At 61.5% G+C, this 23,907-nt stretch carries 19 protein-coding genes and 2 rRNA genes; 14 read left to right on the top strand and 7 right to left on the bottom strand.

Annotated elements, in window-relative coordinates; translation table 11 throughout:
• Positions 1-17 precede the first annotated feature (17 nt).
• Positions 18-2,905 (top strand): 23S ribosomal RNA (locus CEW83_RS07420).
• Positions 2,906-3,030: 125 nt separating this feature from the next.
• Positions 3,031-3,144, top strand: a 5S ribosomal RNA gene (gene rrf / locus CEW83_RS07415).
• A gap of 200 nt (positions 3,145-3,344) precedes the next feature.
• On the opposite strand, the gene CEW83_RS21340 is transcribed toward rrf, so the two are convergent.
• Complete coding sequence (locus CEW83_RS21340; RefSeq protein WP_108948777.1) at positions 3,345-5,879, bottom strand: PAS domain S-box protein; 2,535 nt, start codon at positions 5,877-5,879, stop codon at positions 3,345-3,347.
• A gap of 213 nt (positions 5,880-6,092) precedes the next feature.
• On the opposite strand from CEW83_RS21340, the gene CEW83_RS07405 reads away from it, so the two are divergent.
• A complete protein-coding gene (locus CEW83_RS07405) occupies positions 6,093-6,446 on the top strand; it encodes a phasin family protein (RefSeq protein WP_108948776.1) in 354 nt (117 codons plus the stop codon).
• Between the two features lie 423 nt (positions 6,447-6,869).
• On the opposite strand, the gene CEW83_RS07400 is transcribed toward CEW83_RS07405, so the two are convergent.
• Entirely contained in the window at positions 6,870-8,339 is a 1,470-nt protein-coding gene (locus tag CEW83_RS07400) for a diguanylate cyclase domain-containing protein (RefSeq protein WP_108948775.1), read from the bottom strand.
• A gap of 208 nt (positions 8,340-8,547) precedes the next feature.
• On the bottom strand, positions 8,548-8,751 hold the full coding sequence (locus CEW83_RS07395) for a heavy-metal-associated domain-containing protein (protein ID WP_108948774.1): 204 nt from the start codon (positions 8,749-8,751) through the stop codon (positions 8,548-8,550).
• 114 nt (positions 8,752-8,865) lie between these two features.
• On the opposite strand from CEW83_RS07395, the gene CEW83_RS07390 reads away from it, so the two are divergent.
• The 9 genes from CEW83_RS07390 to trhA all read left to right on the top strand — a co-directional run bounded on the left by CEW83_RS07390 (position 8,866) and on the right by trhA (position 17,369).
• Positions 8,866-9,357, top strand: coding sequence for a ribonuclease HI family protein (locus CEW83_RS07390; protein WP_108948773.1), 492 nt, complete (start codon positions 8,866-8,868; stop codon positions 9,355-9,357).
• A 205-nt stretch (positions 9,358-9,562) separates the two neighbouring features.
• Positions 9,563-10,732, top strand: a complete 1,170-nt coding sequence (ribA, locus tag CEW83_RS07385) for a GTP cyclohydrolase II (protein WP_108948772.1) — start codon at positions 9,563-9,565, stop codon at positions 10,730-10,732.
• 95 nt (positions 10,733-10,827) lie between these two features.
• Complete coding sequence (locus tag CEW83_RS07380) at positions 10,828-11,658, top strand: DUF3750 domain-containing protein (protein ID WP_199915233.1); 831 nt, start codon at positions 10,828-10,830, stop codon at positions 11,656-11,658.
• Between the two features lie 339 nt (positions 11,659-11,997).
• Positions 11,998-12,522, top strand: a complete 525-nt coding sequence (locus CEW83_RS07375; protein ID WP_108948771.1) for a TRAP transporter small permease — start codon at positions 11,998-12,000, stop codon at positions 12,520-12,522.
• Positions 12,519-13,844, top strand: a complete 1,326-nt coding sequence (locus tag CEW83_RS07370) for a TRAP transporter large permease (RefSeq protein ID WP_108948770.1) — start codon at positions 12,519-12,521, stop codon at positions 13,842-13,844. Before CEW83_RS07375 ends, CEW83_RS07370 begins: the two co-directional genes overlap by 4 nt.
• Positions 13,845-13,973: 129 nt before the next feature.
• A complete protein-coding gene (locus tag CEW83_RS07365) occupies positions 13,974-14,393 on the top strand; it encodes a thioredoxin family protein (RefSeq protein WP_108948769.1) in 420 nt (139 codons plus the stop codon).
• 119 nt (positions 14,394-14,512) lie between these two features.
• On the top strand, positions 14,513-15,601 hold the full coding sequence (trmA, locus tag CEW83_RS07360) for a tRNA (uridine(54)-C5)-methyltransferase TrmA (protein ID WP_108948768.1): 1,089 nt from the start codon (positions 14,513-14,515) through the stop codon (positions 15,599-15,601).
• Positions 15,602-15,679: 78 nt separating this feature from the next.
• On the top strand, positions 15,680-16,579 hold the full coding sequence (locus tag CEW83_RS07355; protein WP_108948767.1) for a transglutaminase family protein: 900 nt from the start codon (positions 15,680-15,682) through the stop codon (positions 16,577-16,579).
• 172 nt (positions 16,580-16,751) lie between these two features.
• A complete protein-coding gene (trhA, locus tag CEW83_RS07350; protein ID WP_108948766.1) occupies positions 16,752-17,369 on the top strand; it encodes a PAQR family membrane homeostasis protein TrhA in 618 nt (205 codons plus the stop codon).
• A gap of 96 nt (positions 17,370-17,465) precedes the next feature.
• Here trhA and CEW83_RS07345 read toward each other — a convergent pair whose 3' ends face one another.
• Positions 17,466-18,395 (bottom strand): D-2-hydroxyacid dehydrogenase, encoded by a 930-nt coding sequence (locus CEW83_RS07345; RefSeq protein WP_108948765.1) that lies wholly within the window; start codon positions 18,393-18,395, stop codon positions 17,466-17,468.
• A 121-nt stretch (positions 18,396-18,516) separates the two neighbouring features.
• Here CEW83_RS07345 and CEW83_RS07340 point away from each other — a divergent pair, with 121 nt between their 5' ends.
• Together CEW83_RS07340 and CEW83_RS07335 are read left to right on the top strand one after the other, a co-directional pair.
• Positions 18,517-19,020, top strand: coding sequence for a hypothetical protein (locus CEW83_RS07340; RefSeq protein ID WP_108948764.1), 504 nt, complete (start codon positions 18,517-18,519; stop codon positions 19,018-19,020).
• Between the two features lie 9 nt (positions 19,021-19,029).
• Complete coding sequence (locus tag CEW83_RS07335) at positions 19,030-20,832, top strand: ABC transporter transmembrane domain-containing protein (RefSeq protein WP_108948763.1); 1,803 nt, start codon at positions 19,030-19,032, stop codon at positions 20,830-20,832.
• A gap of 30 nt (positions 20,833-20,862) precedes the next feature.
• Here the strand turns inward: CEW83_RS07335 and CEW83_RS07330 are convergent, their stop codons facing one another.
• From CEW83_RS07330 to CEW83_RS07320, 3 genes are read right to left on the bottom strand one after another with little or no spacing between them, the layout of a single operon-like run.
• Entirely contained in the window at positions 20,863-21,687 is an 825-nt protein-coding gene (locus CEW83_RS07330; RefSeq protein ID WP_159099407.1) for a F0F1 ATP synthase subunit gamma, read from the bottom strand.
• The gene (locus CEW83_RS07325) at positions 21,684-23,159 is read right to left on the bottom strand and encodes a F0F1 ATP synthase subunit alpha (RefSeq protein WP_199915232.1); all 1,476 of its coding nucleotides are present in this window, start codon (positions 23,157-23,159) and stop codon (positions 21,684-21,686) included. The genes CEW83_RS07330 and CEW83_RS07325 overlap by 4 nt, the downstream gene beginning before the upstream one ends.
• On the bottom strand, positions 23,149-23,898 hold the full coding sequence (locus CEW83_RS07320; RefSeq protein WP_108948761.1) for a F0F1 ATP synthase subunit delta: 750 nt from the start codon (positions 23,896-23,898) through the stop codon (positions 23,149-23,151). The genes CEW83_RS07325 and CEW83_RS07320 overlap by 11 nt, the downstream gene beginning before the upstream one ends.
• Between the last annotated feature and the right edge of the window lie 9 nt (positions 23,899-23,907).

Genomic DNA, 23,907 nt, shown 5'->3' with positions numbered 1-23,907 from the left:
AGGATCTAAGGTTATAGGATCAAGCGACTAAGTGCATGTGGTGGATGCCTTGGCGATCACAGGCGATGAAGGACGTGCAAGCCTGCGAAAAGCGGGGGGGAGCTGGCAATGGAGCTTTGATCCCCCGATATCCGAATGGGGAAACCCACTCCGCAAGGAGTATCCCGTACTGAATACATAGGTACGTGGAGGCGAACGCAGCGAACTGAAACATCTAAGTAGCTGCAGGAACAGAAATCAACCGAGATTCCGTAAGTAGTGGCGAGCGAACACGGATGAGCCTGCACGACTAAACCATCTAATTAGCAGAACGGTCTGGAAAGTCCGGCAACACAGGGTGATAGCCCCGTATGTGAAAATTAGGTGGCGGGTCTGAGCGTGCGACAAGTAGGGCGGGACACGAGAAATCCTGTCTGAAGATGGGGGGACCATCCTCCAAGGCTAAATACTCGTGATCGACCGATAGTGAACTAGTACCGTGAGGGAAAGGCGAAAAGAACCCCGGGAGGGGAGTGAAATAGATCCTGAAACCGCATGCATACAAACAGTGGGAGCCTCCTTGTGGGGTGACTGCGTACCTTTTGTATAATGGGTCAGCGACTTACGTTCAGTGGCGAGCTTAACCGAATAGGGGAGGCGTAGCGAAAGCGAGTCTGATAAGGGCGACATAGTCTCTGGGCGTAGACCCGAAACCGGATGATCTATCCATGGCCAGGATGAAGGTGCGGTAACACGCACTGGAGGTCCGAACCCACTAATGTTGAAAAATTAGGGGATGAGCTGTGGATAGGGGTGAAAGGCTAAACAAATCCGGAAATAGCTGGTTCTCCCCGAAAACTATTTAGGTAGTGCGTCGTACGGACACTTGCGGGGGTAGAGCACTGTAATCGTTGGGGGGGTCAATGCGATCTACCCCGCGATAGCAAACTCCGAATACCGCAAAGTGATATACGGCAGACAGACAGCGGGTGCTAACGTCCGTTGTCAAGAGGGAAACAACCCAGACCGCCAGCTAAGGTCCCAAATGCATGGCTAAGTGGCAAACGAAGTGGGAAGGCATAGACAGCTAGGAGGTTGGCTTAGAAGCAGCCACCCTTTAAAGAAAGCGTAATAGCTCACTAGTCGAGTCGTCCTGCGCGGAAGATGTAACGGGGCTCAAGCCATGAACCGAAGCTGCGGATGTGTCTTATGACACGTGGTAGGGGAGCGTTCCGTAAGCCTGCGAAGGTGTCTCGAGAGGGATGCTGGAGGTATCGGAAGTGCGAATGCTGACATGAGTAGCGATAAAGGGTGTGAAAAGCACCCTCGCCGAAAGCCCAAGGTTTCCTGCGCAACGTTCATCGGCGCAGGGTGAGTCGGCCCCTAAGGCGAGGCAGAAATGCGTAGTCGATGGGAAACAGGTCAATATTCCTGTACCGGTTCTAGATGCGATGGGGGGACGGAGAAGGTTAGGCCAGCCGGGTGTTGGAAGTCCTGGTTTAAGCGTGTAGGAGTACCCCGTAGGCAAATCCGCGGGGATTATCTGAGGCGTGATGACGAGTCTCCTTGTGAGACGAAGTGGTTGATACCCTGCTTCCAGGAAAAGCCTCTAAGCTTCAGTCTAGAATCGACCGTACCGCAAACCGACACAGGTGGGCAGGTTGAAAATACCAAGGCGCTTGAGAGAACTCAGGAGAAGGAACTCGGCAAATTGATACCGTAACTTCGGGAGAAGGTATGCCCCGGTAGCTTGTAGGAGTACATCCGAAGGGCGAAGGGGCCGCAGAGAATCGGTGGCTGCGACTGTTTATTAAAAACACAGCACTCTGCAAACACGAAAGTGGACGTATAGGGTGTGACGCCTGCCCGGTGCCGGAAGGTTAAGTGATGGGGTGCAAGCTCTTGATCGAAGCCCCGGTAAACGGCGGCCGTAACTATAACGGTCCTAAGGTAGCGAAATTCCTTGTCGGGTAAGTTCCGACCTGCACGAATGGCGTAACGATGGCCACACTGTCTCCTCCTGAGACTCAGCGAAGTTGAAATGTTTGTGAAGATGCAATCTACCCGCGGCTAGACGGAAAGACCCCATGAACCTTTACTGTAGCTTTGCATTGGACTTTGACGGGACTTGTGTAGGATAGGTGGGAGGCTTTGAAGCGGGGACGCTAGTTCTCGTGGAGCCAACCTTGAAATACCACCCTGGTGTCGTTGAGGTTCTAACCCAGGCCCGTGAATCCGGGTCGGGAACAGTGCATGGTGGGCAGTTTGACTGGGGCGGTCTCCTCCCAAAAGGTAACGGAGGAGTTCGAAGGTCTCCTAGGTACGGTCGGACATCGTACTGATAGTGCAATGGCAAAAGGAGGCTTGACTGCGAGACCGACAAGTCGAGCAGGTGCGAAAGCAGGACATAGTGATCCGGTGGTTCTGTATGGAAGGGCCATCGCTCAACGGATAAAAGGTACTCTGGGGATAACAGGCTGATTCCGCCCAAGAGTTCACATCGACGGCGGAGTTTGGCACCTCGATGTCGGCTCATCACATCCTGGGGCTGTAGCCGGTCCCAAGGGTATGGCTGTTCGCCATTTAAAGTGGTACGTGAGCTGGGTTTAAAACGTCGTGAGACAGTTTGGTCCCTATCTGCCGTGGGCGCTGGAAGTTTGAGTGGACCTGCTCCTAGTACGAGAGGACCGGAGTGGACGCACCTCTGGTGTACCGGTTGTGACGCCAGTCGCATCGCCGGGTAGCTAAGTGCGGAAGAGATAACCGCTGAAAGCATCTAAGCGGGAAACTCGCCTCAAGATGAGACTTCCCTGGGGCCTAGAGCCCCCTGAAGGGTCGTGGAAGACCACCACGTTGATAGGTCGGGTGTGGAAGCGCAGTAATGCGTTAAGCTAACCGATACTAATTGCCCGTGAGGCTTGATCCTATAACCTTACAAAACAGTCGATACTCGTTGTTGGACGAAAAAACTTCGCCCAACCATCGACGCAATCACAACACCCATATACTTCTTCCCGCTTTGGCCTGCAACGCGCAGGTGACAAGTCATAGTCTGACGACCATAGCGTCTTGGTCCCACCCCTTCCCATCCCGAACAGGACCGTGAAACAAGATCGCGCCGATGATAGTGAGATTCGTTCTCGTGAAAGTAGGTCATCGTCAGACTAACCCTACGCTTAACCCCGCTGAGATAATCCTCAGCGGGGTTTTTGCTGTCCACGACTCGTAAATCTGAAGATCGAAGCGCGGTCGGTTGGGCTCACGATGCGAACGTGCGCTTCGACGTGCTTTACAGCCGATGTCGCCGAGACATTGGCGAGCGAGGATGGGGGCTTTCTCACCCACATGAGTTGAGGTCAGCTTTTTCAGTCCGGTGCGAACTCGACCCGATTTCGGTTGCGGGTCTTTGCAAGGTACAGGGCGCGGTCAGCGCGTGCCAGTGGGTCATGCACGGATGTGTCGGTTGCGGCCATTGCTGCGATGCCGATACTGACCGTGGCGAAGATCTTCTTGCTCTCGATGACAGCAGACTCACTGGCGAACCTGGATCTCAGGCGCTCGGCGAACAGGCCTGCTGTGGCAAGACTTGTCCCCGGCAGGAGGACCGCGAATTCGTCACCGCCGAGGCGCCCCGCCGTGTCACTTTTGCGCAGTTCCTGGCGCAGGGAATCAGCGAACAATCGCAAGATCGTGTCGCCGGCAGCATGGCCCAGTTGGTCGTTGATTGTCTTGAAACGATCAAGGTCGAGCACCATCAGCGAAACGGGTCTGCTGGGATCCCTGTGGAGCTGAGACAGGGCCTCCTCGGCGCGGTCGATGAAATGACGGCGGCTTCCAAGGCCCGTAAGGGTGTCGGTGCTCGCGAGCATGCGCAGTTTGGCTTCCACGCGCCGGCGTTCGGTGACATCCTCAAGCACGTTCAGTGCGGCAGGTTTGCCTTCCCACATGACCGAGCTCATGTACCAATGACATTCGATCACTCGCCCATCTCGGGAAAGGATCCGGGCGTCATGCTCCTGCGGCGAAGAGGATGCGTCGAGGTACAGAACGTGGACCGTCTCGATGCCGTGATGATCATCCCTGAACACAAAGTCGAGAATCGATTTCTCGGCGCACTCGGTTGTCGTATAGCCAAGCAGACTGGCCGCTCTGGGGTTGATGTGGCGGATGATCTTGTTCTGAGTGATGATCAGGCTTATTGGCAGGTGTTCGATCAGGCTTCGGTAGCGATGTTCCGATTCTGCGAGTGCGACCTGTGCGTTCTTGCGCTCCGTCACGTCGCGCGCGAAACCCACGGTTCCGATGCGTCGTTCATCGATTGATACTGGCGATTTGTAGGTTTCGTACCAGCGAAGGACGCCGTTCGACTCGATCGGCTCTTCGACGTTCTTGGGAGAGCCCGAACGCAGCACCTCCTGGTCGTCTGCGCGGTAACTCTCCGCGAGTGAGGGGGTGGTGGTGTCGAAGTCGGTTTTCCCCACGAGGTCTGCTGCGCAACTCCAGCCATAGTTCCTCGCAAACGGCGTGTTGACTGCGAGAAACCGGCTCTGCTCATCCTTCAGCCACACCATGAACGGGAAGTTGTCGAGCAAGGCGCGCTGGTAGTAATCCCTTTCTCGGACTTTCTCTTCTGCCAGGCGCTCGGCGGTAATGTCGAAGATCACCATGCGACACTCGTGACCGTTGTCGTCGGTAACCGCCTGTATGCGGATGAAAGCCTTGGGTCGTCGCTCGGTGGGAATCAGTGGGAGTTCGCAGGTAATCTGCTTCTGACTGGTTCGAACCTGCTCGACAAAGAGGTTGAACGTGGCACGTTTTCCCGGGGTAACAACTTCTGCAAACTGGTGCTGACAGGCTTCCGACCGTTTCAGGCCGAGCAGGATGGCGGCGGAGAGGTTGATCTCGATGATTGTCCCGGCGCCATCGATGGTGACATAGCCGACAGGGGCGAAGTCATAGAGGTCGGCATAACGTTTGTTGAGCTCGTTGGCCTGGCTATAGGCAAGTTCGAGTTCTTCCTGCTGTATCTCCAGTTCGATCTTGCGAACCTGCAGTTCGTGGACCAGGCGATCGTCACTTGCGTCGAGCTTTGGCAGCGCGAATTCGCGGGACTGTCGGCGGTCCTCCGCGCGGCGGCGAAGGTTCGCGGGGTTCGCCCGCACCCTTCTGCCTGGCCGGTGGTGAGGAAGCCCGCTCAACATGCGGTCGTATTCGCCTTTGACGACGGCGTAGCATTCACACGCGCGAGCTTCGATGCCGCTTCGGTCAAGAATGGTGATGTTGCCGCGGCGATACTGGATCAGGCCCATGGCCTGAAGCTTACTTGCAGCCTCGGATATGCCCTCGCGGCGCACGCCGAGCATGTTGGCAATGAGCCCCTGGGTGATATGGAGCTCATTTCCCTCCACGCGGTCAAGACTGAGAAGCAGCCAACGGCAAAGCTGCTGGTCTACGGTATGCAGTCGGTTGCACACGGCGCTTTGCGCCAACTGGCTCATCAAGGCCTGAGCATAGCGCATGATGATTCTCTGGAGAGGCTGGTCCTGGGAGAACTCCCAGCGCAGGATCTCGGCGCTGATCCGGCAGGCTTCGCCCGGAAGATGGACCACCGCATGGTGGACGGACGACTCTCCACTCAAGAGCAGGGGCAGTCCGATGAGGCCGGAATTGCCGACTGTTGCCAGGCCCGCAGACGTGCCGTCGCCGGCCGAAAAGACCAGTGACGCGACGCAGGTCTTCGGGAAGTAGATGTATTCATTCGCCCCGGCGGGCTCGTACAGATTCTGACCTAACTCAAGGTGAACGCAGTCGATGTCCGTGAGCAGACGCTTGCGCTCAGTGTCGGGAATGGCTGCAAGAATCTTGTTCTTGGTGAAGCCATCGCAGGGTGTAGAAGCCAAGGCGTTCTCCCTAAGTGTGATTGAGCGCCAGCGCAGGGTTCATTCGCTGCCATGTCATTGATTGTGCAGGATACGCCTCTTGTTTTTTCTATATGTTCGGCACCGAACACACTTTGTCGGATCTCGGGTTTATTCTTGTCTCAACTGCTCGCGATGAGCGCAATGACGCGAGCTCAATAGCCGTTCGCTTACTACCGGTTTCAGGAGAGTTTAATGAAGACCTCTGTTGTCGAGAGTATTACCCAAGCGCAAAGCAGCGCAATTGAATCCATGCTGATGATGTCGAAGATCTATCTGGATTCGACCGAACGCCTGACGCAGTTGAACATGGAGGCGCTGCGGGATTCGGTCAATGAGGGAACGGCCGCATTGTGCGCGCTGACGGGCGTTACGAAAGGCGCTTCGATCAAGGATGCTCAGTCAGAGATTGTTTCTCCGATGTTTGAGCGCGCGATGGCCTATGCCCGCAATGTCCAGGCGCTCACCGCTGACACCCAGGATCAGGTTGCGCAGCTTGCCAATGCGCGGGTGGCCGATCTGAAGAAGGCCGCGAACTTGAGCGCATGAGCAAGTGACGCACGCTGGCTGTGTGAGGAGGAGGACGCCAGCGTGCGCGGAGGAATATTGAGGAGAGGTGAGAGAGGAGACAAGAGCAGAAGGATGGCGGTGGTTGGGTGCATTCAGTGGCGAAAAAAAAGCCACAGCTGTTAATGCGAGGTCGACATGTTGCGGCCAGCAAGTCAGCAAGCATTCGACCGTTGCACTGCTTAAATGTCTGACCATCGTCCGCCAGGCTACATCGGCTCACTTGGCTGATGGGCGAATAAGAAGGTGTGGCAGATCATGTATTGAACGGTTCTCATAAGAAAGACCGGAATCCGCTGATAATAAGAAATGAAAACCGCATTGATGCCCGGCATCGATGCGGTTATTTTTTGTCCAGTCCGGACGTGGCGTTCAGGCGCTACGGCCGTGACTGCGACTGTGACTTCAGTTCGAAGTGCTGCTACGCAGTTCGCCCAGGACAAATGCGGTGCCTGCGCACGGTGTGGATGAATGGTAGATGCGGTTGCGTCCACCGCTTTTCGCCTGATACATGGCGTGGTCTGCCTGTCTGAGCACGTCATCGGTTGTCTGGCTGGTGATCGAATGCACGGCCACCCCGATACTGGCGGATATCGTCACCATGCGGGCACCGAGTGAAAAGGGTTGCTCCAGCGCGGACAGGACGTTTCGAGCAACATGGTCTGCCCCTTCGATACTGTCAACCGAGGACAGCACGACGACGAATTCATCCCCACCGATGCGCGCAACTGTATCCGAACGTCGGACGGCGTTTCTGATCCGCTCCCCTGCCTGCTTCAACAAGTTGTCACCCGCGTGATGACCGAGCGTGTCGTTGACCTCCTTGAAGTGGTCAAGGTCGATGTACATCACCGCCACGGTGGTCTTGGTACGGCGAGCACTCGTGAGCGCGTCCTCAAGCCGGTCCATCACCATGTAGCGATTGGGGAGGCCGGTCACCGCGTCGAAGGTGGCGAGCGTCCAGGCATGTTCCTTGTCATCGTGGGAGGCGCCCGCCATCAGGCCGAGGGCGACTGCAAGCGCCAGAATCAACTGGATCTCAATGGGTTCGTTGATGTTGAAGCCGAGAGCTGAACCGGCAACGAGGAGGGTTGCACACGATACAGTGGCCACCAGGAATCCGACAATCGTGCCGCGGGACAGTCCTGCCAGTACGACAGGGAATAGGATGAGGATGGCGATGCGTGTGTCGACCTCAAGCAGGGCCGGCAAGGCAACCGAGAACAAGGCAATGGACAGGCCGAGCAGGGGGTAGATCACCAGCGACAGTGCCCGCGCTGTCCGAAGGGCGTCAATGAGGTTCATGCTGCCGCCGTTCAGCGGGGGGCTGAAGATACGATACAGAATCATGAAAGCGGGGACGGTGATCATGACGCCGGCGAAATCCCCGCCCCAGAACGACAGCACTGTGGTGCCAAGCAGTTCGGCTGGCGTGCTGCCGAGCGCAGGAGTTCGGGTCGCCAGCAGGGCGGACGACAGGCTCGCCAGGAAGGCGCTGTAGATGACTCGGACCGCAATTGGCAGAGAGAACCGGTAATTGGGGCGCGTCCAGTATTGGCGCAGATGCGCGCCAACCAGACCGTAAACACAGATCTCGCGTATCGGGTCAAGCAGAACGATGGCGCTGAAGCCGGGAGCAGGAAGGTCCAGTATCCGCACCGCGACAATCGAGAGATAGAGCGCAGGGACGCCGATCAGGCCGTGCGCCATCGTGAAGCAGACCGTCAGCCCGGCTGATGCATAGAATGCGCTGACGTTTGGATAGACCTCGAACAGGCTGGCTGCCTGCCACGCGAGCCAGTAGGCGGAGAAGATGATGGGAAAGCGCAGCAATACCTGCGTCGAGCGCGATCTTCTGAGAGGCGGACCCTTCATCGAGATGCCCGGGAAAAAATATGCTCTGTACGGGCTGCAAGCCGTGGTGGCATGCTGCAGCTGTTCTTTTGTGTTCCGCTACAGATATTGCCTGAATGTCATTGTCATGGCAAAGGGTTCTGTGCGCCTCGCTCCCCGCATTGGGGTGTGAAGCGGCTCATGCGGAAAGCATTGCGTCGGCCCATGTGCCCGCCTGGGCCGGATTGAGCTATTCCGTGGCGAATCCGGCATCCTCGACGGCTTGCCGGATGTCTGCTTCGGATACGAAAGTGCCGAACTCGATCGTGGCTCTGCCGCTTGCAAGGGTGATCTCGACGTGGGTAATGCCGGGCAAGTCCTGAATTGCGTTCGTTACCGTGCGCAGACACTGTTCGTCACGCATGCCGATGATCCCGAATTCACATACCGTCATGTAACTAACCTCTCGAAAGTGCTGCCGCAGGGGCAGGTGGTGGCAATATGCCGCTCTTACATCCCTTGCAGAGCGTAGCGCGTGTCAAAGCGATCCCAGTCGGTAGATTCTCGCATGGTCCCCACGCCGTCGCCTGGCGAAACCGGGGACTGTTGGCTGGGCTGGTTCGATGGCGCCGCGCTGCCCAACCCCGGCAAGCTTGGTCTTGGTGTTGTCTTGCAATCGCCCGATGGCAGTCGTGTGGAGTTCTCCGAGCGCGGAGAGGGCACAGGGTGCAGCAACGAGGCGGAACTGCAGGCCGTGTGCGCCGCGCTCTCCCTCGCACATGCAGCGGGTGTGCAGCGCCTGGTGCTGTGTGGCGACAGCGATTTTGCAGTACGTCATGCGGCGGGCAGCGCCCACACGGCAGTGCCAAGGCTGACGGCGCTCATCGCCAGGGTTCAGGCTTTGGCCGGGTTGTTTGAGGCGATTGAGTGGCAGTGGGTGCCGCGGTATCGTAACGGTGACGCGGACCGGCTTTCGCGTGGGGCACTTGGTCTCGTACACAAGCCTGCGCCGCACCCGGGGAAAGCGCTGGCGGCCAAGCGCCGGCAGCGCAAGCGCTGATTGGTCGCCGATTGACTGGCGGCATCGGCCCTGCCGTTGCTATAGTTCAGGGCTTAACTTTCAGCCGATACTTCACTTGCCCTCGCGCCGACGCGCCAGGCGGCTTCCGAACGGAATCCGGATAGCCGCGGTCAGAGTCCAGTGTATCGAGCAGATGTGGCTGCAAAGTGTCTGCAGCGGAAGAATACCCCTTGGAGAATGATTGATGCGCCAAGCAGAGCGCGCCATTTTTGATTTGCGCCGCGGCGTGCCCGTCTTGTTGCGGGACGACGAGGGCGATACGCTGATCGCGCCGGTCGAGGGCTTTGGCGCCACCGCACTGGAGGAGGCTCGTGTGCTTACCGGCTCCGCGCCGGCACTGGTGCTGTCACGCCATCGTCTGGCGAGCCTCGGTGTCGAGGTCAGCGATGTGTCGGCCACCCAGCACTTCGATTCGGCGCATGCGCCCGGCTTCCCGCTGCTGACCCAGTTCGCACTCGGACGTGCTTCCGTATTGCCCAAGACGCCGCGTATCGCGCCTGTGCGTTCGACCGCTGCGGAGCGTGCAGGTCTGCTGCTGATGCGGCACGCGCAACTGGTGCCGGCTGCGCTTGCCTTTGCCGTGAGTGCGGGACAAGCGGAAGCGGTTGCGCAGCACCTTGCCGACGGTTCGCTGCTGGTCGTGAAGGTGACTTCTGCGATCGAGTTGTGTGAAACCGGCCCCGGACAGCTCAGGCGCGTCAGCGATGCGCGTGTTCCGCTCGCGAAGCTGGGCGACGCGCGCTTCGTGCTGTTTCGCGAAGAGGACGGCGTGCGCGAGCATGTTGCCATCGTGCTTGGTGAGCGCGAGAACTGGGCCGACGCGGTTCCGGTGCGGGTGCATTCGTCCTGCCTGACCGGCGATATCTTTGGCAGCCAGCGTTGCGACTGCGGGGCGCAGTTGCGCAACGGTCTCACCACCATCTGTTCGATGGGTGGCGGGGTGATGCTCTATCTTGCCCAGGAAGGGCGGGGGATCGGACTGGCCAACAAGCTGAGAGCATATCGGCTGCAGGACGAAGGTCTGGATACGATCGACGCCGACCAGGTGATCGGTTTCAGCAAGGATGAGCGCGACTACCGGATCGCACAGCAGATGCTCGACGATCTCGGCATTCCGCGCATCGAACTGCTGACGAACAATCCGGAGAAGGTGAGTGCCCTGCGCAAGGCCGGCATCGACGTCGTCAGCCGCCGTGCGCTTTTCGGCCAGCTCAACGACCACAACCAGCACTACCTGCGCACCAAGGCGGATCGGCACGGGCATCTGCTCGAAGAATTGCTGGCGCGCCCGGAGGTGCCAGGCGACCTGCCGGAGACCGATTCGGCGGCGTGTATCGCCAGCGGGCGGAAGTGAGTTTGCGTTCAGCCGGCTAGTGCGATCGGGCGGCTGGTCGGCGTCTGTAGCGCCGCCACGCAGACCGAGACTGATACCGAGGAGTTTTAGCTCGCATGAAGGAAAGCACCGTCCGTGGAAACAGATGGCCTGTACGCAGAGCGATTGCCGCGGTGCTGATCGCGTTCTTTGTGCCGCTCGTGGGATCGACCGCGATGCATTTTGCCGGGGACGCGCAGGCAGCGGACTGGCGTACTGCACGGCGTGACAGCAGCGGGCTGGCGCCCGACCCGGCTGTGGCGGACGAGGCGGTGGTGCAGGTCTATGCCGCCCGCGCCGTGCGCTGGCGCGGGATTTTCGGTGTGCATACCTGGATTGCCGCAAAGCCTCGCGGTGCTGCGGATTACACACGCTTCGAGGTGATGGGCTTTGGTGTCGCACATGGGCGGAGTGCGGTCCGGGTGCGCGAGGGAATTCCGGACGGCTACTGGTTTGGCAGCGAGCCCGAACTGCTGCGTGATGTGCGCGGTGGAGCCGAGGTGGATGCCTTGATCGCACGCCTGCACGATGCGGCCGACCGCTATCCGCACGCTAACGAATACCGCATCTGGCCCGGCCCCAACAGCAATACCTTCATTGCCTATCTTGGTCGTGAGGTGCCCGAGCTCCGGCTCGAGCTGCCGCCGACGGCGATCGGGAAGGATTATCTGCCGGAAGGTGCCCTGTTCGGCGCCGCACCCAGCGGTTCCGGCGGGCAGGTATCGCTGTTTGGCCTGCTCGGGGTCATGCTTGCGGCTGAGGAAGGGATCGAATTGAGTCTGCTTGGGCTCAGCATCGGGGTGGACGCCTGGCCGCCAGCAATCAAGCTGCCCGGCATCGGCCGTATCGGCATGCCCGAACACATGCCCGACAGCGAGCGCTGGGGTGTCATTCGCATCGCGCCCTGAGCGTCAGGCGCTCCCCGGTCATCGGCACCGCGCAGCAGGCCGGGCCATTCGGTAACAGACACCTTGACCGGACGTGAGACCCACGCTTGGGGGCGGGCCCGTCCAGGGGTACCGATGCTCATGAGGCCAGCGGTCGTGCGTCAACACGGTTTGTCAGGCCTCAACCCGTCGCCGACGTTTGGATCAGGGGACTTCGGCCAAGGGGGCCGAGGGCAGAAAGCGCCACGACGAAGCTGCTGCGCTGGTCAAGCAGCATTCCAGGTAATAAGGTCCCGCCTTTGCCGGCAGCACGCTGCTGCCGGCAAAGGCGGGATTGTTGCATTCTGAAGGGAGAGTTCAATGGCTGAGTCCATGGATACGCCGGCACTTGCCCCCAGGGGGCTCATCGGTCGCAGCATCTCGACGGCGTGTGCGGTGCTGGCGGTGCTGGGCGGTGTGTTTTTTCTTGCCGAGGCGCTGATGTCGGTTACCAGCGTGATCGGGCGGGCATTGTTCAACCTGCCGGTGCCGGGCGACTACGAGCTGGTGCAGATGCTGTCGGCGATGGGTGTTGCGATGTGCCTGCCATACTGCCAGCTGAAGCGTGGTCATGTATTCGTCGATTTCTTTACCGTGTGGGCACCGTCCTCGCTCAAGCGCGTGCTGGATGCGATTGCCGCACTGCTCCTCGCCGCGATGTCCTTCCTGCTCGCGTGGCGTACATGGGAGGGCATGCTGGAGATGCGCGAGTATGGCGAGACGTCGATGGTGATCGCCCTGCCGGTGTGGTGGGGCTATGTCCCGGTTGCGCCGTCATTCGCATTGCTCGGCATTGCCGCACTCCACACCTTTGCGCTTGATCTGTGCGGGAGTGATCACGCATGAGCGGAACGTCGATTGGTCTCGTCATGGGGGTGGCGATGCTGACCATGCTGGCATTGCGCGTGCAGATCGGCGTTGCGATGTTCCTGATCGGTGCGGCAGGCTATACATGGGTGTCTGGCTGGGATCCGCTGATCGCCTATCTGAAGAACGCGCCCTATGGTCGCTTTTCGCTGTACGACCTGTCGGTGGTGCCGCTGTTCCTGCTGATGGGTCAGTTCGCCACCCAGGGCGGCCTGTCGCGCGCGCTGTTCAAGGCCGGCAATGCCTTCATCGGCCACTGGCGTGGCGGCATGGCAATGGCGGGGGTTGCATCGTGTGCCGGCTTCGGCGCGATCTGTGGCTCGTCGCTTGCAACCGCGGCGACCATGTCGCATGTGGTACTGCCCGAGCTGAAGCGTCATCAGTACAAGCCAAGCCTGGCTGCAGGCTCACTGGCGGCAGGCGGCACGCTCGGCATTCTGATTCCGCCCTCGGTGCCGCTGGTGATCTATGCAATTCTTGCCGAGCAGAACATTGCCAAGCTTTTCCTGGCCGCCTTCGTGCCCGGCGTGGTGGCCGCAATGGGCTACATGCTGGTGATCGCCATTGTGACCCGCATTGATCCTGGTGCAGCTGGCCCGGGGACGGCGAAGCATTCGTGGGGCGAGCGGCTGGTGACGCTGATGGAGACCTGGCCGGTGCTGCTGATCTTCCTGGTCGTCATCGGCGGGATCTACGGTGGTGTATTCACTCCGACCGAGGCGGCGTCCGTGGGCGTGCTGGCGACCGGTATTGCGGCGTGGCGGTCGGGTGGGCTGAAGGGGCCGGCTTTCCTGGAGTGCCTGTACGGGACTGCAAAGGGAACGGGGATGATGTTTCTCATCCTGCTCGGCGCGGACATGCTGAACGCCTTCATGGCCGTGAGCCAGATGCCACAGGAGGCGGCCGCCTGGGTGCAGGAAATGGGGTTCGGGCCCTTCACCGTCATGCTCGCCATCATCGTGATCTACATCCTGCTGGGGTGCGTGATGGACAGCCTGTCGATGATCCTGCTCACTGTGCCCATCTTTCTGCCGATCGTGCTCGGCATGGAGTACTGGGGCCTCGGCATGGAAGAGAAGGCGATCTGGTTCGGCATGGTTGCACTCGTGGTCATGGAGATTGGCCTGATTACCCCCCCAGTGGGGATGAACGTCTACATCATCAATGGGATCGCGAAAGACATTCCGATGGCAACCATCTTCCGTGGGGTGATGCCCTTCCTGGCCTCCGACATCGTGCGAATCTCCCTGCTGGTGTTCTTTCCGGGCATTTCACTGGTGGCGCTACGCATCTTCAACTGATGCGCGAGGGCGCCCGTTTGCCAGCATTCATCCCCCACTGCAGAGGATGTAAGGGACATCCGGGCTGGTCTGGGCGCCATTTTTCGGACAAGCTGTCGAAGTTCGATCCATTCTCCCGCGTTCACGCCGATGTCCATCCTCCTTCCCCTCGCACAGCTGAGTGACACTGCCGCTTCGCGGCCCGCGCAGCACCACGTCGTACTCGCGCTGTGCGCCGACTGGTGCGGTACCTGCCGTTCATTCCGTCCCGTGTTGGAGCAGCTTGCCGCAGAGCACCCGCATATCGTGTTCTCGTGGCTGGATATCGAAGACGAGGCTGCGCTGGCCGGCGATCTCGACGTCGAGACTTTTCCGACGCTGGCAATCTTCCGCGATGGTGCGCCGTTTTACTTCGGCCCCTCGCTGCCATTGGCAGACGTGGTTGCCAACCTGATCCGCGCGGCAGAGGCGGCTGGCGGGCCGCTGTCGCGGATTCCGCCGGAGATTGCCGACATGGCGGACGCGCTGTTTGCAAGCGCCACAGATCGCGCGGTATTGAACGGACGCTGACCGATGAGCCTCCCGGCGGACGGCTGACAAGGGTATATTCCGCCCTCTGCCAACGGCCAGGTCCGTTCGACTCGCATCGGCTGCTTTCCTTCGGGACGGCCTCAACACCCAAGGACATCATGCCCATTCCCACCATCGACCCCTCTACCTACGCAGGCCAGCTCGCGGACAAGGTGTCGCAGTTCAAGCACAACTTTGCGGCCTTCGCGCTTCCCGAACCCGAGGTGTTTGCCTCCGAGCCCTTGCACTACCGCATGCGGGCCGAGTTCAGGATGTGGCACGACGGCGAGCGGATCGATTACGCCATGTTCGACCCCGCCGAGCCCAAGGTGCCGGTGACGATCGAGCATTTCCCGCAAGCCTGCGAATCCATCAGTGCAATGATGCCGCGACTGCGCGAGCGTCTGCAGGGCAGCCTGGTACTCAGGCACCGGCTGTTCCAGATCGAGTTTCTGGCGACGCTGAGTGGCGAGATGCTGATCACGCTGGTGTATCACCGCCCGCTGGATGAGAGCTGGGAGCCGGCCGCACGCGAGCTGGCGGCTGAGCTGGGGGTGAAGCTGATCGGACGCAGCCGCAAGCAGAAGATCGTGCTTGAGCAGGACTGGGTGCTGGAATCCCTCGAGCTCAACGGACGTCAGCTGCGCTACCAGCAGATCGAAGGCAGCTTTACCCAGCCCAATGCCGGCGTGAATCGCAAGATGCTGGGCTGGGCCTGCGCCCAGGCGGCCAGTCTGGACGGCGATCTGCTCGAACTGTACTGCGGCAATGGCAACTTTACCGTCGCCCTTGCGCCGTGTTTCGGTCATGTGCTCGCGACCGAGGTGAGCAAGACTTCAGTGGGCGCCGCCAACTACAACCTTTTGGCCAACGGCATCGACAATGTGCAGATGGTGCGCATGTCGAGCGAGGAGATCAGCGGCGCGCTGGCCCGCACGCGCGAGTACCTGCGCATGAAGGACGTCGATCTCGACAGCTACCGCTTCACCACGCTGTTTGTCGATCCGCCGCGCAGCGGACTGGACGCGCCCACGGTGGAACTTGCACGCGGATTCGACCGCATCCTGTACATTTCATGCAATCCGCTGACGCTGCAGGACAACGTCGCTGCGCTGCAGGACACGCACCAGATCAGCGCTGCAGCGGTTTTCGACCAGTTTCCGTACACGCACCACCTCGAATGCGGGCTGCTGCTGACACGCCGCTGACCCACAGAAGCCGGAAAATGAATGTTGCGCGGGCGGTGCCCGCACACATCGAGACACGAAGTATCAAAGGAGCAGCACATGGCACGATTGAAGGTTTCGCATAAAACGGTCTATCGTTACAGCGAGCCGGTGGCATTCAGCGAGCACCGCTTCATGTGCCGTCCGCGGGACAGTCACGACCTGCGCCTGGTCGATACCGGGATCAGCATCAATCCGCCGGCCAAGCTGCGCTGGATACACGATGTGTTCAGCAATTCGGTGCTGATTGCGAGCTTCGAAGAGCAGGCTTCAGAACTGGTGTTCGATTCCACCTTCGTGGCTGAGCACTATCCGACCACGCCCGATGTCGACATGATCGAAACCTATGCGGAGCGGCTCCCGTTCAGTTACGACGCCAGTGAAATACCCGATCTGGCGCGCTGCAACGAGCGCCAGTACAGGGACCCCGAGCACCGGGTCGACGCCTGGGTGCGCAATGTTTGCGCTGATGCGGGCACTGACCGCACGCTGGATGTACTGATCGCCATTACCCATGCGATCAAGGCGCAGTTTGCCTACGAGTCGCGCAACGAGGAGGGCACCCGCACGCCGATCGAAACCCTCAATCTCGGTAGCGGCAGTTGCCGCGATTTCGCCCTGTTCATGATGGAGGCTGTACGCAGTCTCGGTCTGGCTGCGCGCTTCGTGTCCGGTTACCTCTACGACGAGTCCCTGCTCGGTGCCGAAAGTGGCATGGTTGGCGGTGGCGCGTCGCATGCCTGGGTGCATGTCTATCTGCCGGGCGCGGGCTGGCTGCCGTTCGATCCGACCAACGCAATCGTCGGTGGACGCAACCTGATCCGGGTTGCAGTGGTGCGCGACCCTTCACAGGCGGCGCCGCTGACGGGCAGCTACATCGGTTCGCCCGACGCATTCAGGGGCATGACGGTTGAAGTCAAAGTGACGGTGGAATCGGCAGCGCCTGAGAACACAGCCTGATCGCCTTGTCGTGAGCGTTTCCTGTAGCGCTCGCTGACTGTGTTGTCAGGACATGTTTCCGGCCCGAACGAATCCGTTCGGAGGGGCTCACAGCCATTGTTTTTACTGTGACGAACCGGAAACGTGGCAACTGCTGCCGTTTGCGACGCATCGTCCGAGAAAGGGAGCAGTCGTGTATCACGGCGAAAGATTCAACAGCTACAGCCACCTCGTGGGCACGCTGCTCGCGCTCGCCGGCGCCGTCGTGCTGATCGTGATCGGCGCGCTGAGCGGCGATCCGTGGAAGATCGTCAGCTTTACCATCTATGGCGCCACCCTGGTCATGCTGTATGGCTTCTCCACCGCCTATCACAGCACGAAGGGCGACTTGAAGCGCTTCTTCCGCAAGCTCGATCACAACGCCATCTACCTGCTGATCGCAGGCACCTATACGCCCTTTACGCTGGTCAGTTTGCGCGGGCCATGGGGCTGGTCGCTGTTCGGCGTGATCTGGGGGCTGGCGCTGGTGGGGATCGTCCAGGAGTTCGTGCTCGGAAAGCGCACACGAGCGCTGTCGCTGGTGCTGTATGTGCTGATGGGCTGGGCCGCACTGGCGGCGATCTTCCCGCTGATCGAAGCCCTGTCACCTGCAGGTTTCGCCTGGGTTGCGGTGGGCGGGCTCATCTATACGCTGGGGATCGTCTTTTACGCCTTCGATGAAAAGTTCGCCCACTGGCACGGTATCTGGCACCTGTTTGTGATCGCAGGAAGCGCCGTGCATTACTTTGCGATTCTGTTCTACGTGGCTTAAGGGCTGCGGTTCGACCTTGGCGTAGCGAGTCTCTCGCTGCGTCCCTGCGCATCGGGACAGCGCAGAGATGGGCGGGATGATGCCGGGGCAGCGAGTTCAGTAGGGCCTGAGAAAGTCCACTTCGCCTTTCAGCGCTTCACCTGCATTGAATCTGCGCAGATTCTCGACAAACAGTTCGCAGATCAGGGAAGGAATAGTGGGGCCGGCAATATGCCCGGTGAGGGTCAGGTTCGGCGTTGTCCAGAACGGATGTGCCGCAGGCAGGGGTTCCTCGCGAAAGACGTCCAGCACGGCGCCCGCGAGCCGGCCCTGTTCGAGTGCGCTGATCAGCGCGCGGTCGACAACTGCGCTGCCGCGCCCAACGTTGATGAAGATCGCCCCGGGCTTGAGCGCAGCGAAGAAGGCGTCGTCGAAGATGTCAGTGGTCGCTGCCGTTTCCGGCAGGATGTTCACTACGAAGTCTGCATCGGCAGCCGCGGTGCACAGATCATCCATCGTCACTACTGTATCGAAATGCGTGACGGGCTTTGTGCTCGTCGCAACGCCGGTCAGGCGCACGCCAAATGGCCGCAGATAGCCCGCAACCGACTGACCGATTTCGCCCGCACCGACAATCAGGACCTTGCTGCCGGACAGGATTCCCGGCGCCGCGGCATTCCATTCACGCCTGGTCTGGCTCAGTGCGCGCGCTCGCAGTTGCTGTTTGTGTTCCAGCAGGCGCGCAAGAACATATTCCGCGATCGGTTGGCCGAAGATGCCGACCGCCCGGCTGAGCCGGTAATCCGTGGGCAGGCCTGTCGCCAGCAAAGGCCTGATTCCGGCCCATGTCGACTGAAGCCAGCGCGGTGTGCATCCTTTGCCCAGCAGCTTGGCGGCCGTGTCGGGTGTGCCAAGCCAGAGATCGCAGCTGCGCACCGATTCGAGATCATCAAGGTCTTCGACGAACTCGATTTCAGCGGCTGACAGTGCAAGCAGACGCTTGATCTCGGCTGCCTGTGAGTCGAAGAGCAGAACGGCGGTTGTCATGTGAAAACTCCAGCGCAAGTGGGCAGCCATGGTGAGACCCGGGGTCCGGTCGCGTCAATGGCAGCGGTCTTTTCCATGAACGCACGTCCTCCCAGGTGCGCTGCAGCAGTAAAATGACGCGATGACTGAGATGACAAGCAGCGAGTCCGACGGGCTCGACGAATCTGCGCCGATCAAAGAGGCGCGACTGTGGTGCGACGACGGCTGGACCGCGCGCGTGATCAAGAACGAGGATGACGAGGGCTGGGCGGTGTCGATGACCATCGACGGCGAACCAGAGCCTGCGCTGGTCGGCCCGTGGACGATGGGGCGCGACAAGAAGAATCCAAAGCCGCTCGACGCCAACGCGTTCAATACGCTGGTCAAGACCGCGTCCGAGTTCAGGCGTCGGCACGAGCAGCAACTGCACGCGATGTTTCACAAGAAAGTCACGGTGAATACCGACGACGGCCGCATCGACGTCACCCTCGATATCGAACCCGACGAATACGACCCCTACGCGATGCTCTCCGCCTTTGATGCCAACGGCGAGGAACTGGCGCGGCTGAGGGTGTCGGCGGGCTTCAAGCTCACGACCAGCAGCGCAAACGCATGGGTTGCGAACGAATTTCGCAAACCGGCCTGAGGCTCAGCGATGCAACAGGCGCGGAATGATGCCGGGAAGGGCCCGCGGCGGCTTTCGGTGCTGAGCGGGCTGTGGCCTTTTCTGCGTCCCTACCGCGTGCGTATTGCGCTGGCCTTCGTGCTGCTGTGCGTGGCGTCGGGCACCATCCTGCTCGTTCCGCTGGCGTTTCGCGATCTCATCGACTTTGGCTTCGGTGCGCAGAGCCGCGAGGCAGCGGGCCAGGGGCTGCTGGGCGCCCTGAGTCTGAACGGCCACTTCGTTGCCCTGTTCGGGCTGGCTTTTCTGTGGGCGCTGGCGGTGGCGATGCGCTACTACACCGTGTCCTGGGTGGGCGAGCGGGCGACGGCGGACTTGCGCAACGCGGTGTATGCGCGGGTGCTGTCGCAGTCGCCGCAGTTCTTCGAGACCTTGCAGACGGGCGAGGTGCTGTCGCGTCTGACTGGCGACACCACGCTCATCCAGACCGTGGTCGGCAGTTCGATCTCGATGGGGCTGCGTAGCCTGTTCCAGTTCATCGGCGGCATGATCATGCTGGCCGTGACCAGCTTCTATCTGTTCTCGCTCAACCTGGTGCTGATGGTCCTGCTGGTGCTGCCGATCATGGTGATCGGGCGCAAGGTGCGGCGTCTGTCGCGCGAATCGCAGGACCGCATCGCCGACACCTCGGCGCTGGCCGGCGAGATCCTGAATGCCATGCCCACGGTGCAGGCCTGTACCCAGGAGCAGGAAGAGGCGCGGCGTTATTCAGACCGCACCGAAACCAGCTTCGTCACTGCAATCCGTCGCACGCGGGTGCGTGCCGCGCTGACTGCGCTGATCATCACCGCGGTGATGGGGACGATCATCTTCGTGTTGTGGATCGGTGCGCGTCAGGTGCACGACGGCCTGATGACCGGTGGCGAGCTGGCCTCCTTCGTGCTGTATGCGGCGCTGGTGGCAGGCGGGGTGGGGACCATGGCGGAGGTGTGGGGTGACGTGATGCGCGCGGCCGGCGCGACCGAGCGTCTGCTCGATCTGCTGCATGCGGAGTCCGCCATTCGCGAGCAGGACGAACCCCAGCAGCCGGCGCCCGCAGCGCAGGTTGGCATCCGTCTCGATCATGTGGTGTTCGCCTATCCCGGTCGCCCGCAGGTGCGTGCGCTGGACGACATCAGCCTCGACATCCGTCCGGGCGAGCGCGTTGCGCTGGTGGGGCCGTCGGGTGCGGGCAAGACCAGTCTGTTCCAGCTCCTGCTGCGCTACTACGACGTAACCGGCGGCAGCGTGCTGATCAACGGGCAGGACATCCGCCAGCTCAGTCTGCACGATCTGCGCAAGGACATCGCCATCGTGCCGCAGGACCCGGTGATCTTCTCCGCCAACGCGCTGGAGAACATCCGCTACGGGCGCATGGATGCGACCGACGAAGAAGTGATGCAGGCGGCGCGCGCGGCCCTGGTGGATGAATTCATTGGCCGTCTGCCCGAGGGCTACCAGACCTTCCTCGGCGAGCGCGGCACGCGGCTTTCGGGCGGGCAGCGCCAGCGCATTGCCATTGCACGTGCGATTCTCAAGCATGCACGTCTGCTGCTGCTGGACGAGGCCACCAGTGCGCTCGATGCCGAATCCGAGATTCTCGTGCAGCAGGGGCTGAACGCCGCGATGGAGGGGCGCACCACGCTGATCATCGCCCACCGCCTCGCCACCGTGCAGAAGGTCGATCGCATTGTGGTGATGGAGGGCGGGCGTGTCGTCGAAACCGGCACCCCGGAAGATCTGCGCAAGCAGGGCGGGCTGTATTCCCGGCTCGCGGCGCTGCAACTGGACCTCTGAGCCGGGCGCGCGCGGCCGTCGCAACCTGGGTCAGGGCTCCCTGCTGCCCAGGCTCGACAGCAGGATGATCTCGATTTCCTCGGTGATTTCCTCCTGGCGTGCCCGGTTGCTGCGCCGGCCAAGCTCTTCGAGCTGTTCGTCGATGCGGTGGCCGGCTTGCTCCATGTGTTCGAGCCTGAGCTGGTTCTCGTGCAGCAGTGCGTCATACAGTGCGCCACCGAGCGCGGTTTCGAGAAACTGGTCGATCAGGCCGGCGTGAAACGCCTGCGGCGACAGGTTCAGCTGCAGTGCATGGGTGCGACGCGGCCCGTCCCGGCGCGGCTCGGGTGCGGGCAGCAGCGAATGGTGTTTTGTGCCGCCTTCCGCCAGATAGAGCAGGCTGAGTGCGGGCGGACCGAACGGGCGTGCGCCCTTGAGCAAGGGGGTGAGCTGAGCGACGAGGCTTGCCAGTACGTTCTGCACCTCATCCGCAAACCCCGCACCGGGGATGCTGGCCGCGAAGTCGCTGGTCCAGGCGTCGGCCAGGCGGCTGCCGACGAGCACGATCTGCGCGTCTTCGCGGATGCTTTCTGCTGCAGCAATCAGGCGCTGGTTGAGGTCGCCGCAGAAGCCGCGCTCGGAACCGATCAGGCAGACGACTTCGCCATGAGGGGCGGCGGGCGCAATGTGGCCGGAATAGTCGGCAATGAAATCGGCCAGGGTGTGTTCCACGATGTCGGCGGCGGCGCGCTGGGCATCGATGAAGGTATTGATGCGGCGGCTCTCGACGAGGGCGAGGTTCTTCATCGCGCCGAGCAGCTCGCCGATGTCGGCGAGGCTGTCGATATGGTTCTCCAGCTCGCGGCGTTTGCTCATGCTTGTTCGGCGGTGGTGCTCAGCCAGCCGCGCACCGCCGTCAGCCATTCGGTGCGCGGGCTGTCGAGCGTGAGGCCAGTGCCTGCCGCTCCGGTGCGCAGGCGGTGCAGCGCGGTGTCGAGCTCACCATCGTCGAGTCCGTCGAGCAGCTTCTCGTTGCAGGCGATGAGCCAGGCGAGCTGGTCGAGGGCGCTGTGAGGGTCGAGGCGGTCCTGGGCGAGGATGTCGCGCAGCAGTCGTCCGCGTCGGATACGGGCTTCCATCGACGCTTCGAGCTTGGCGCCGAAACGGGTGAACACTTCGAGTTCGAGAAACTGCAGGTAGTCCAGCTTCATGCGCCCGGCTTCGCGCTTGATGGCCTCGTGCTGGGCCTTGCCGCCGATGCGTGAGACCGAGCGCGTGATGTCGATGGCAGGCAGCACGCCACGGGCGAACTGCTTGCTGTCGAAGTGGATCTGGCCATCGGTGATCGAGATCAGGTTGGTCGGGATGTAGGCCGCAATCTCGCCCTGCTCGGTCTCGGCGATCGGCAGCGCGGTCATGCTGCCGCCACCGTTGGCGGCGCTGAGGCGGGTGGAGCGCTCGAGCAGCCGTGCGTGCAGATAGAAGATGTCGGCCGGATAGGCTTCGCGCCCCGGCGGGCGGCGCAGCAGCAGCGACAGCTCGCGATACGCCCGCGCATGGGTGGTGAGGTCGTCATACACGATCAGGGCGTCGTGGCCGGCGTTCATCCACTCTTCGGCAATCGCGCAGCCGGCGAATGGGGCCAGGTAACGGATGCCGGTGCTGGCCGTGGCTTCGGCCACGACGAGGGTGGTGTAGGCGAGTGCGCCGTGGGTACGCAGGGTGTCGATGGTCTGCACGACGGACGAACGCTTCTGCCCGATCATGACGTAGAGGCAGCGCACGTTCTGGTCGCGCTGGCTGATGACGGCGTCCAGTGCGAGTGCGCTCTTGCCGGTGCCGTTGTCTCCAATCAGCAGCTGGCGCTGGCCGCGGCCGATCGGAATCAGGGTGTCGACGATCTTGCTGCCGGTGTAGAGCGGGTGGTCGACGAAATCGCGCGCGATGATCGGTGGGGAGTCGCCCTCGATCGCGCGGCGGCCGCTGCAGTCGGGCGCGGTGCCGCCATCGAGTGGCATGCCCAGCGGGTCGATGACCCTGCCCAGCAGGCCGTCGCCTGTCGGCATGGTGAGGATGTCGCCGGACTGGCGTGCCTCGCAGCCGGGCATGAGCGCGGGTGTGGTGGTGAGCAGAATGGCGCCGATACGGTCGGGCGCGAGATGAAAGACCAGCGCCTCGCTGCCGTCCGAGATCCTGACGATGCCATCCATGCGCGCCGAAGGCAGGCCTTCGATCCACACCACGCCATCACCGACCGAAGTCACCTTGCCGCGCTCGACGATGCGCAAGCGCGGGCTGTAGCTGGCGCTGTCCGCTGGCGCGGGCGGATCAGGATGCTCAGCACGCACGGCGGGCTCCCGAGCGGAAAAATGCCAGCTCGTCGGCAAGGCTCGCGGCAAGCATCCAGGGGCCGATGCCAACGCGCAGCCCCGACTGCATGGATGCATCGATCTGTTTCGTGATCGGCAGGCTGCGGCCCAGCGTATCCGCGAGTGCGCCAAGCAGACGCGACTCGTCGGCCTCGCTCAGGGCGCGCGCGGTGGTGAGCTGCAGGCTGGCCTCGGGTGCAGCGGCAGCGTCGTGCAAGGCCTCGAGCTGCTCGGCAGGCAGTGTGGCGAGGTCCTCGATGAGCATGTCCACAAGCCGGGAGTCGAGCTCGGCGCCCGACAGCCGGCCGAGCAGGCGGCTGACGAAACTCAGGGCGGCGGCGCGTGCGGTATCGCCTGCCTTGCGACCGGCATCGGCCGTCTGCTTTTCGACAAGCGCAACCTGGCGCTCGCGCTCTGCGGCCAGTTCCGCATCGAGCTTGGCCATGAGGCGGCGGCGTTCTGCTGCGATCTCGTCTCCCAGTCTGGCCATGTCGGCTGCCTGTGCGCTGTCCTGTTCGGCGAGCTTGCGCTCGTAGTCCTGACGCAGGGTTTCCGCGCGCGCCTCGGCGTCGCGGGCGTCGCTCAGTGCCTTCTCGATTCCCTGGCGGCGGCGGGCGATCACGTCCAGCACAGGCCGGTACAGGAAGCGCTTGAGCAGCCATACCAGCACCAGAAAATTGACGATCTGGAGCAGGAAAGTCGTCCAGTCCAGTTGCATGATCGGTCG

Source organism: Parazoarcus communis, from assembly GCF_003111645.1.
Taxonomy (GTDB): Bacteria; Pseudomonadota; Gammaproteobacteria; order Burkholderiales; family Rhodocyclaceae; genus Parazoarcus; species Parazoarcus communis_A.
Note: the sequence above shows the minus strand (reverse complement) of the source record. Positions and strands in the feature narration are given on the sequence as shown.

Coding starts and splice junctions, on each gene's coding strand:
- CEW83_RS07405 (WP_108948776.1), top strand. CDS start 6,093: ATGAAGACCTCTGTTGTCGAGAGTATTACCCAAGCGCAAAGCAGCGCA.
- CEW83_RS07400 (WP_108948775.1), bottom strand. CDS start 8,339: ATGAAGGGTCCGCCTCTCAGAAGATCGCGCTCGACGCAGGTATTGCTG.
- CEW83_RS07395 (WP_108948774.1), bottom strand. CDS start 8,751: ATGACGGTATGTGAATTCGGGATCATCGGCATGCGTGACGAACAGTGT.
- CEW83_RS07390 (WP_108948773.1), top strand. CDS start 8,866: ATGGTCCCCACGCCGTCGCCTGGCGAAACCGGGGACTGTTGGCTGGGC.
- ribA (WP_108948772.1), top strand. CDS start 9,563: ATGCGCCAAGCAGAGCGCGCCATTTTTGATTTGCGCCGCGGCGTGCCC.
- CEW83_RS07380 (WP_199915233.1), top strand. CDS start 10,828: ATGAAGGAAAGCACCGTCCGTGGAAACAGATGGCCTGTACGCAGAGCG.
- CEW83_RS07375 (WP_108948771.1), top strand. CDS start 11,998: ATGGCTGAGTCCATGGATACGCCGGCACTTGCCCCCAGGGGGCTCATC.
- CEW83_RS07370 (WP_108948770.1), top strand. CDS start 12,519: ATGAGCGGAACGTCGATTGGTCTCGTCATGGGGGTGGCGATGCTGACC.
- CEW83_RS07365 (WP_108948769.1), top strand. CDS start 13,974: ATGTCCATCCTCCTTCCCCTCGCACAGCTGAGTGACACTGCCGCTTCG.
- trmA (WP_108948768.1), top strand. CDS start 14,513: ATGCCCATTCCCACCATCGACCCCTCTACCTACGCAGGCCAGCTCGCG.
- CEW83_RS07355 (WP_108948767.1), top strand. CDS start 15,680: ATGGCACGATTGAAGGTTTCGCATAAAACGGTCTATCGTTACAGCGAG.
- CEW83_RS07345 (WP_108948765.1), bottom strand. CDS start 18,395: ATGACAACCGCCGTTCTGCTCTTCGACTCACAGGCAGCCGAGATCAAG.
- CEW83_RS07340 (WP_108948764.1), top strand. CDS start 18,517: ATGACTGAGATGACAAGCAGCGAGTCCGACGGGCTCGACGAATCTGCG.
- CEW83_RS07335 (WP_108948763.1), top strand. CDS start 19,030: ATGCAACAGGCGCGGAATGATGCCGGGAAGGGCCCGCGGCGGCTTTCG.
- CEW83_RS07330 (WP_159099407.1), bottom strand. CDS start 21,687: ATGAGCAAACGCCGCGAGCTGGAGAACCATATCGACAGCCTCGCCGAC.
- CEW83_RS07320 (WP_108948761.1), bottom strand. CDS start 23,898: ATGCAACTGGACTGGACGACTTTCCTGCTCCAGATCGTCAATTTTCTG.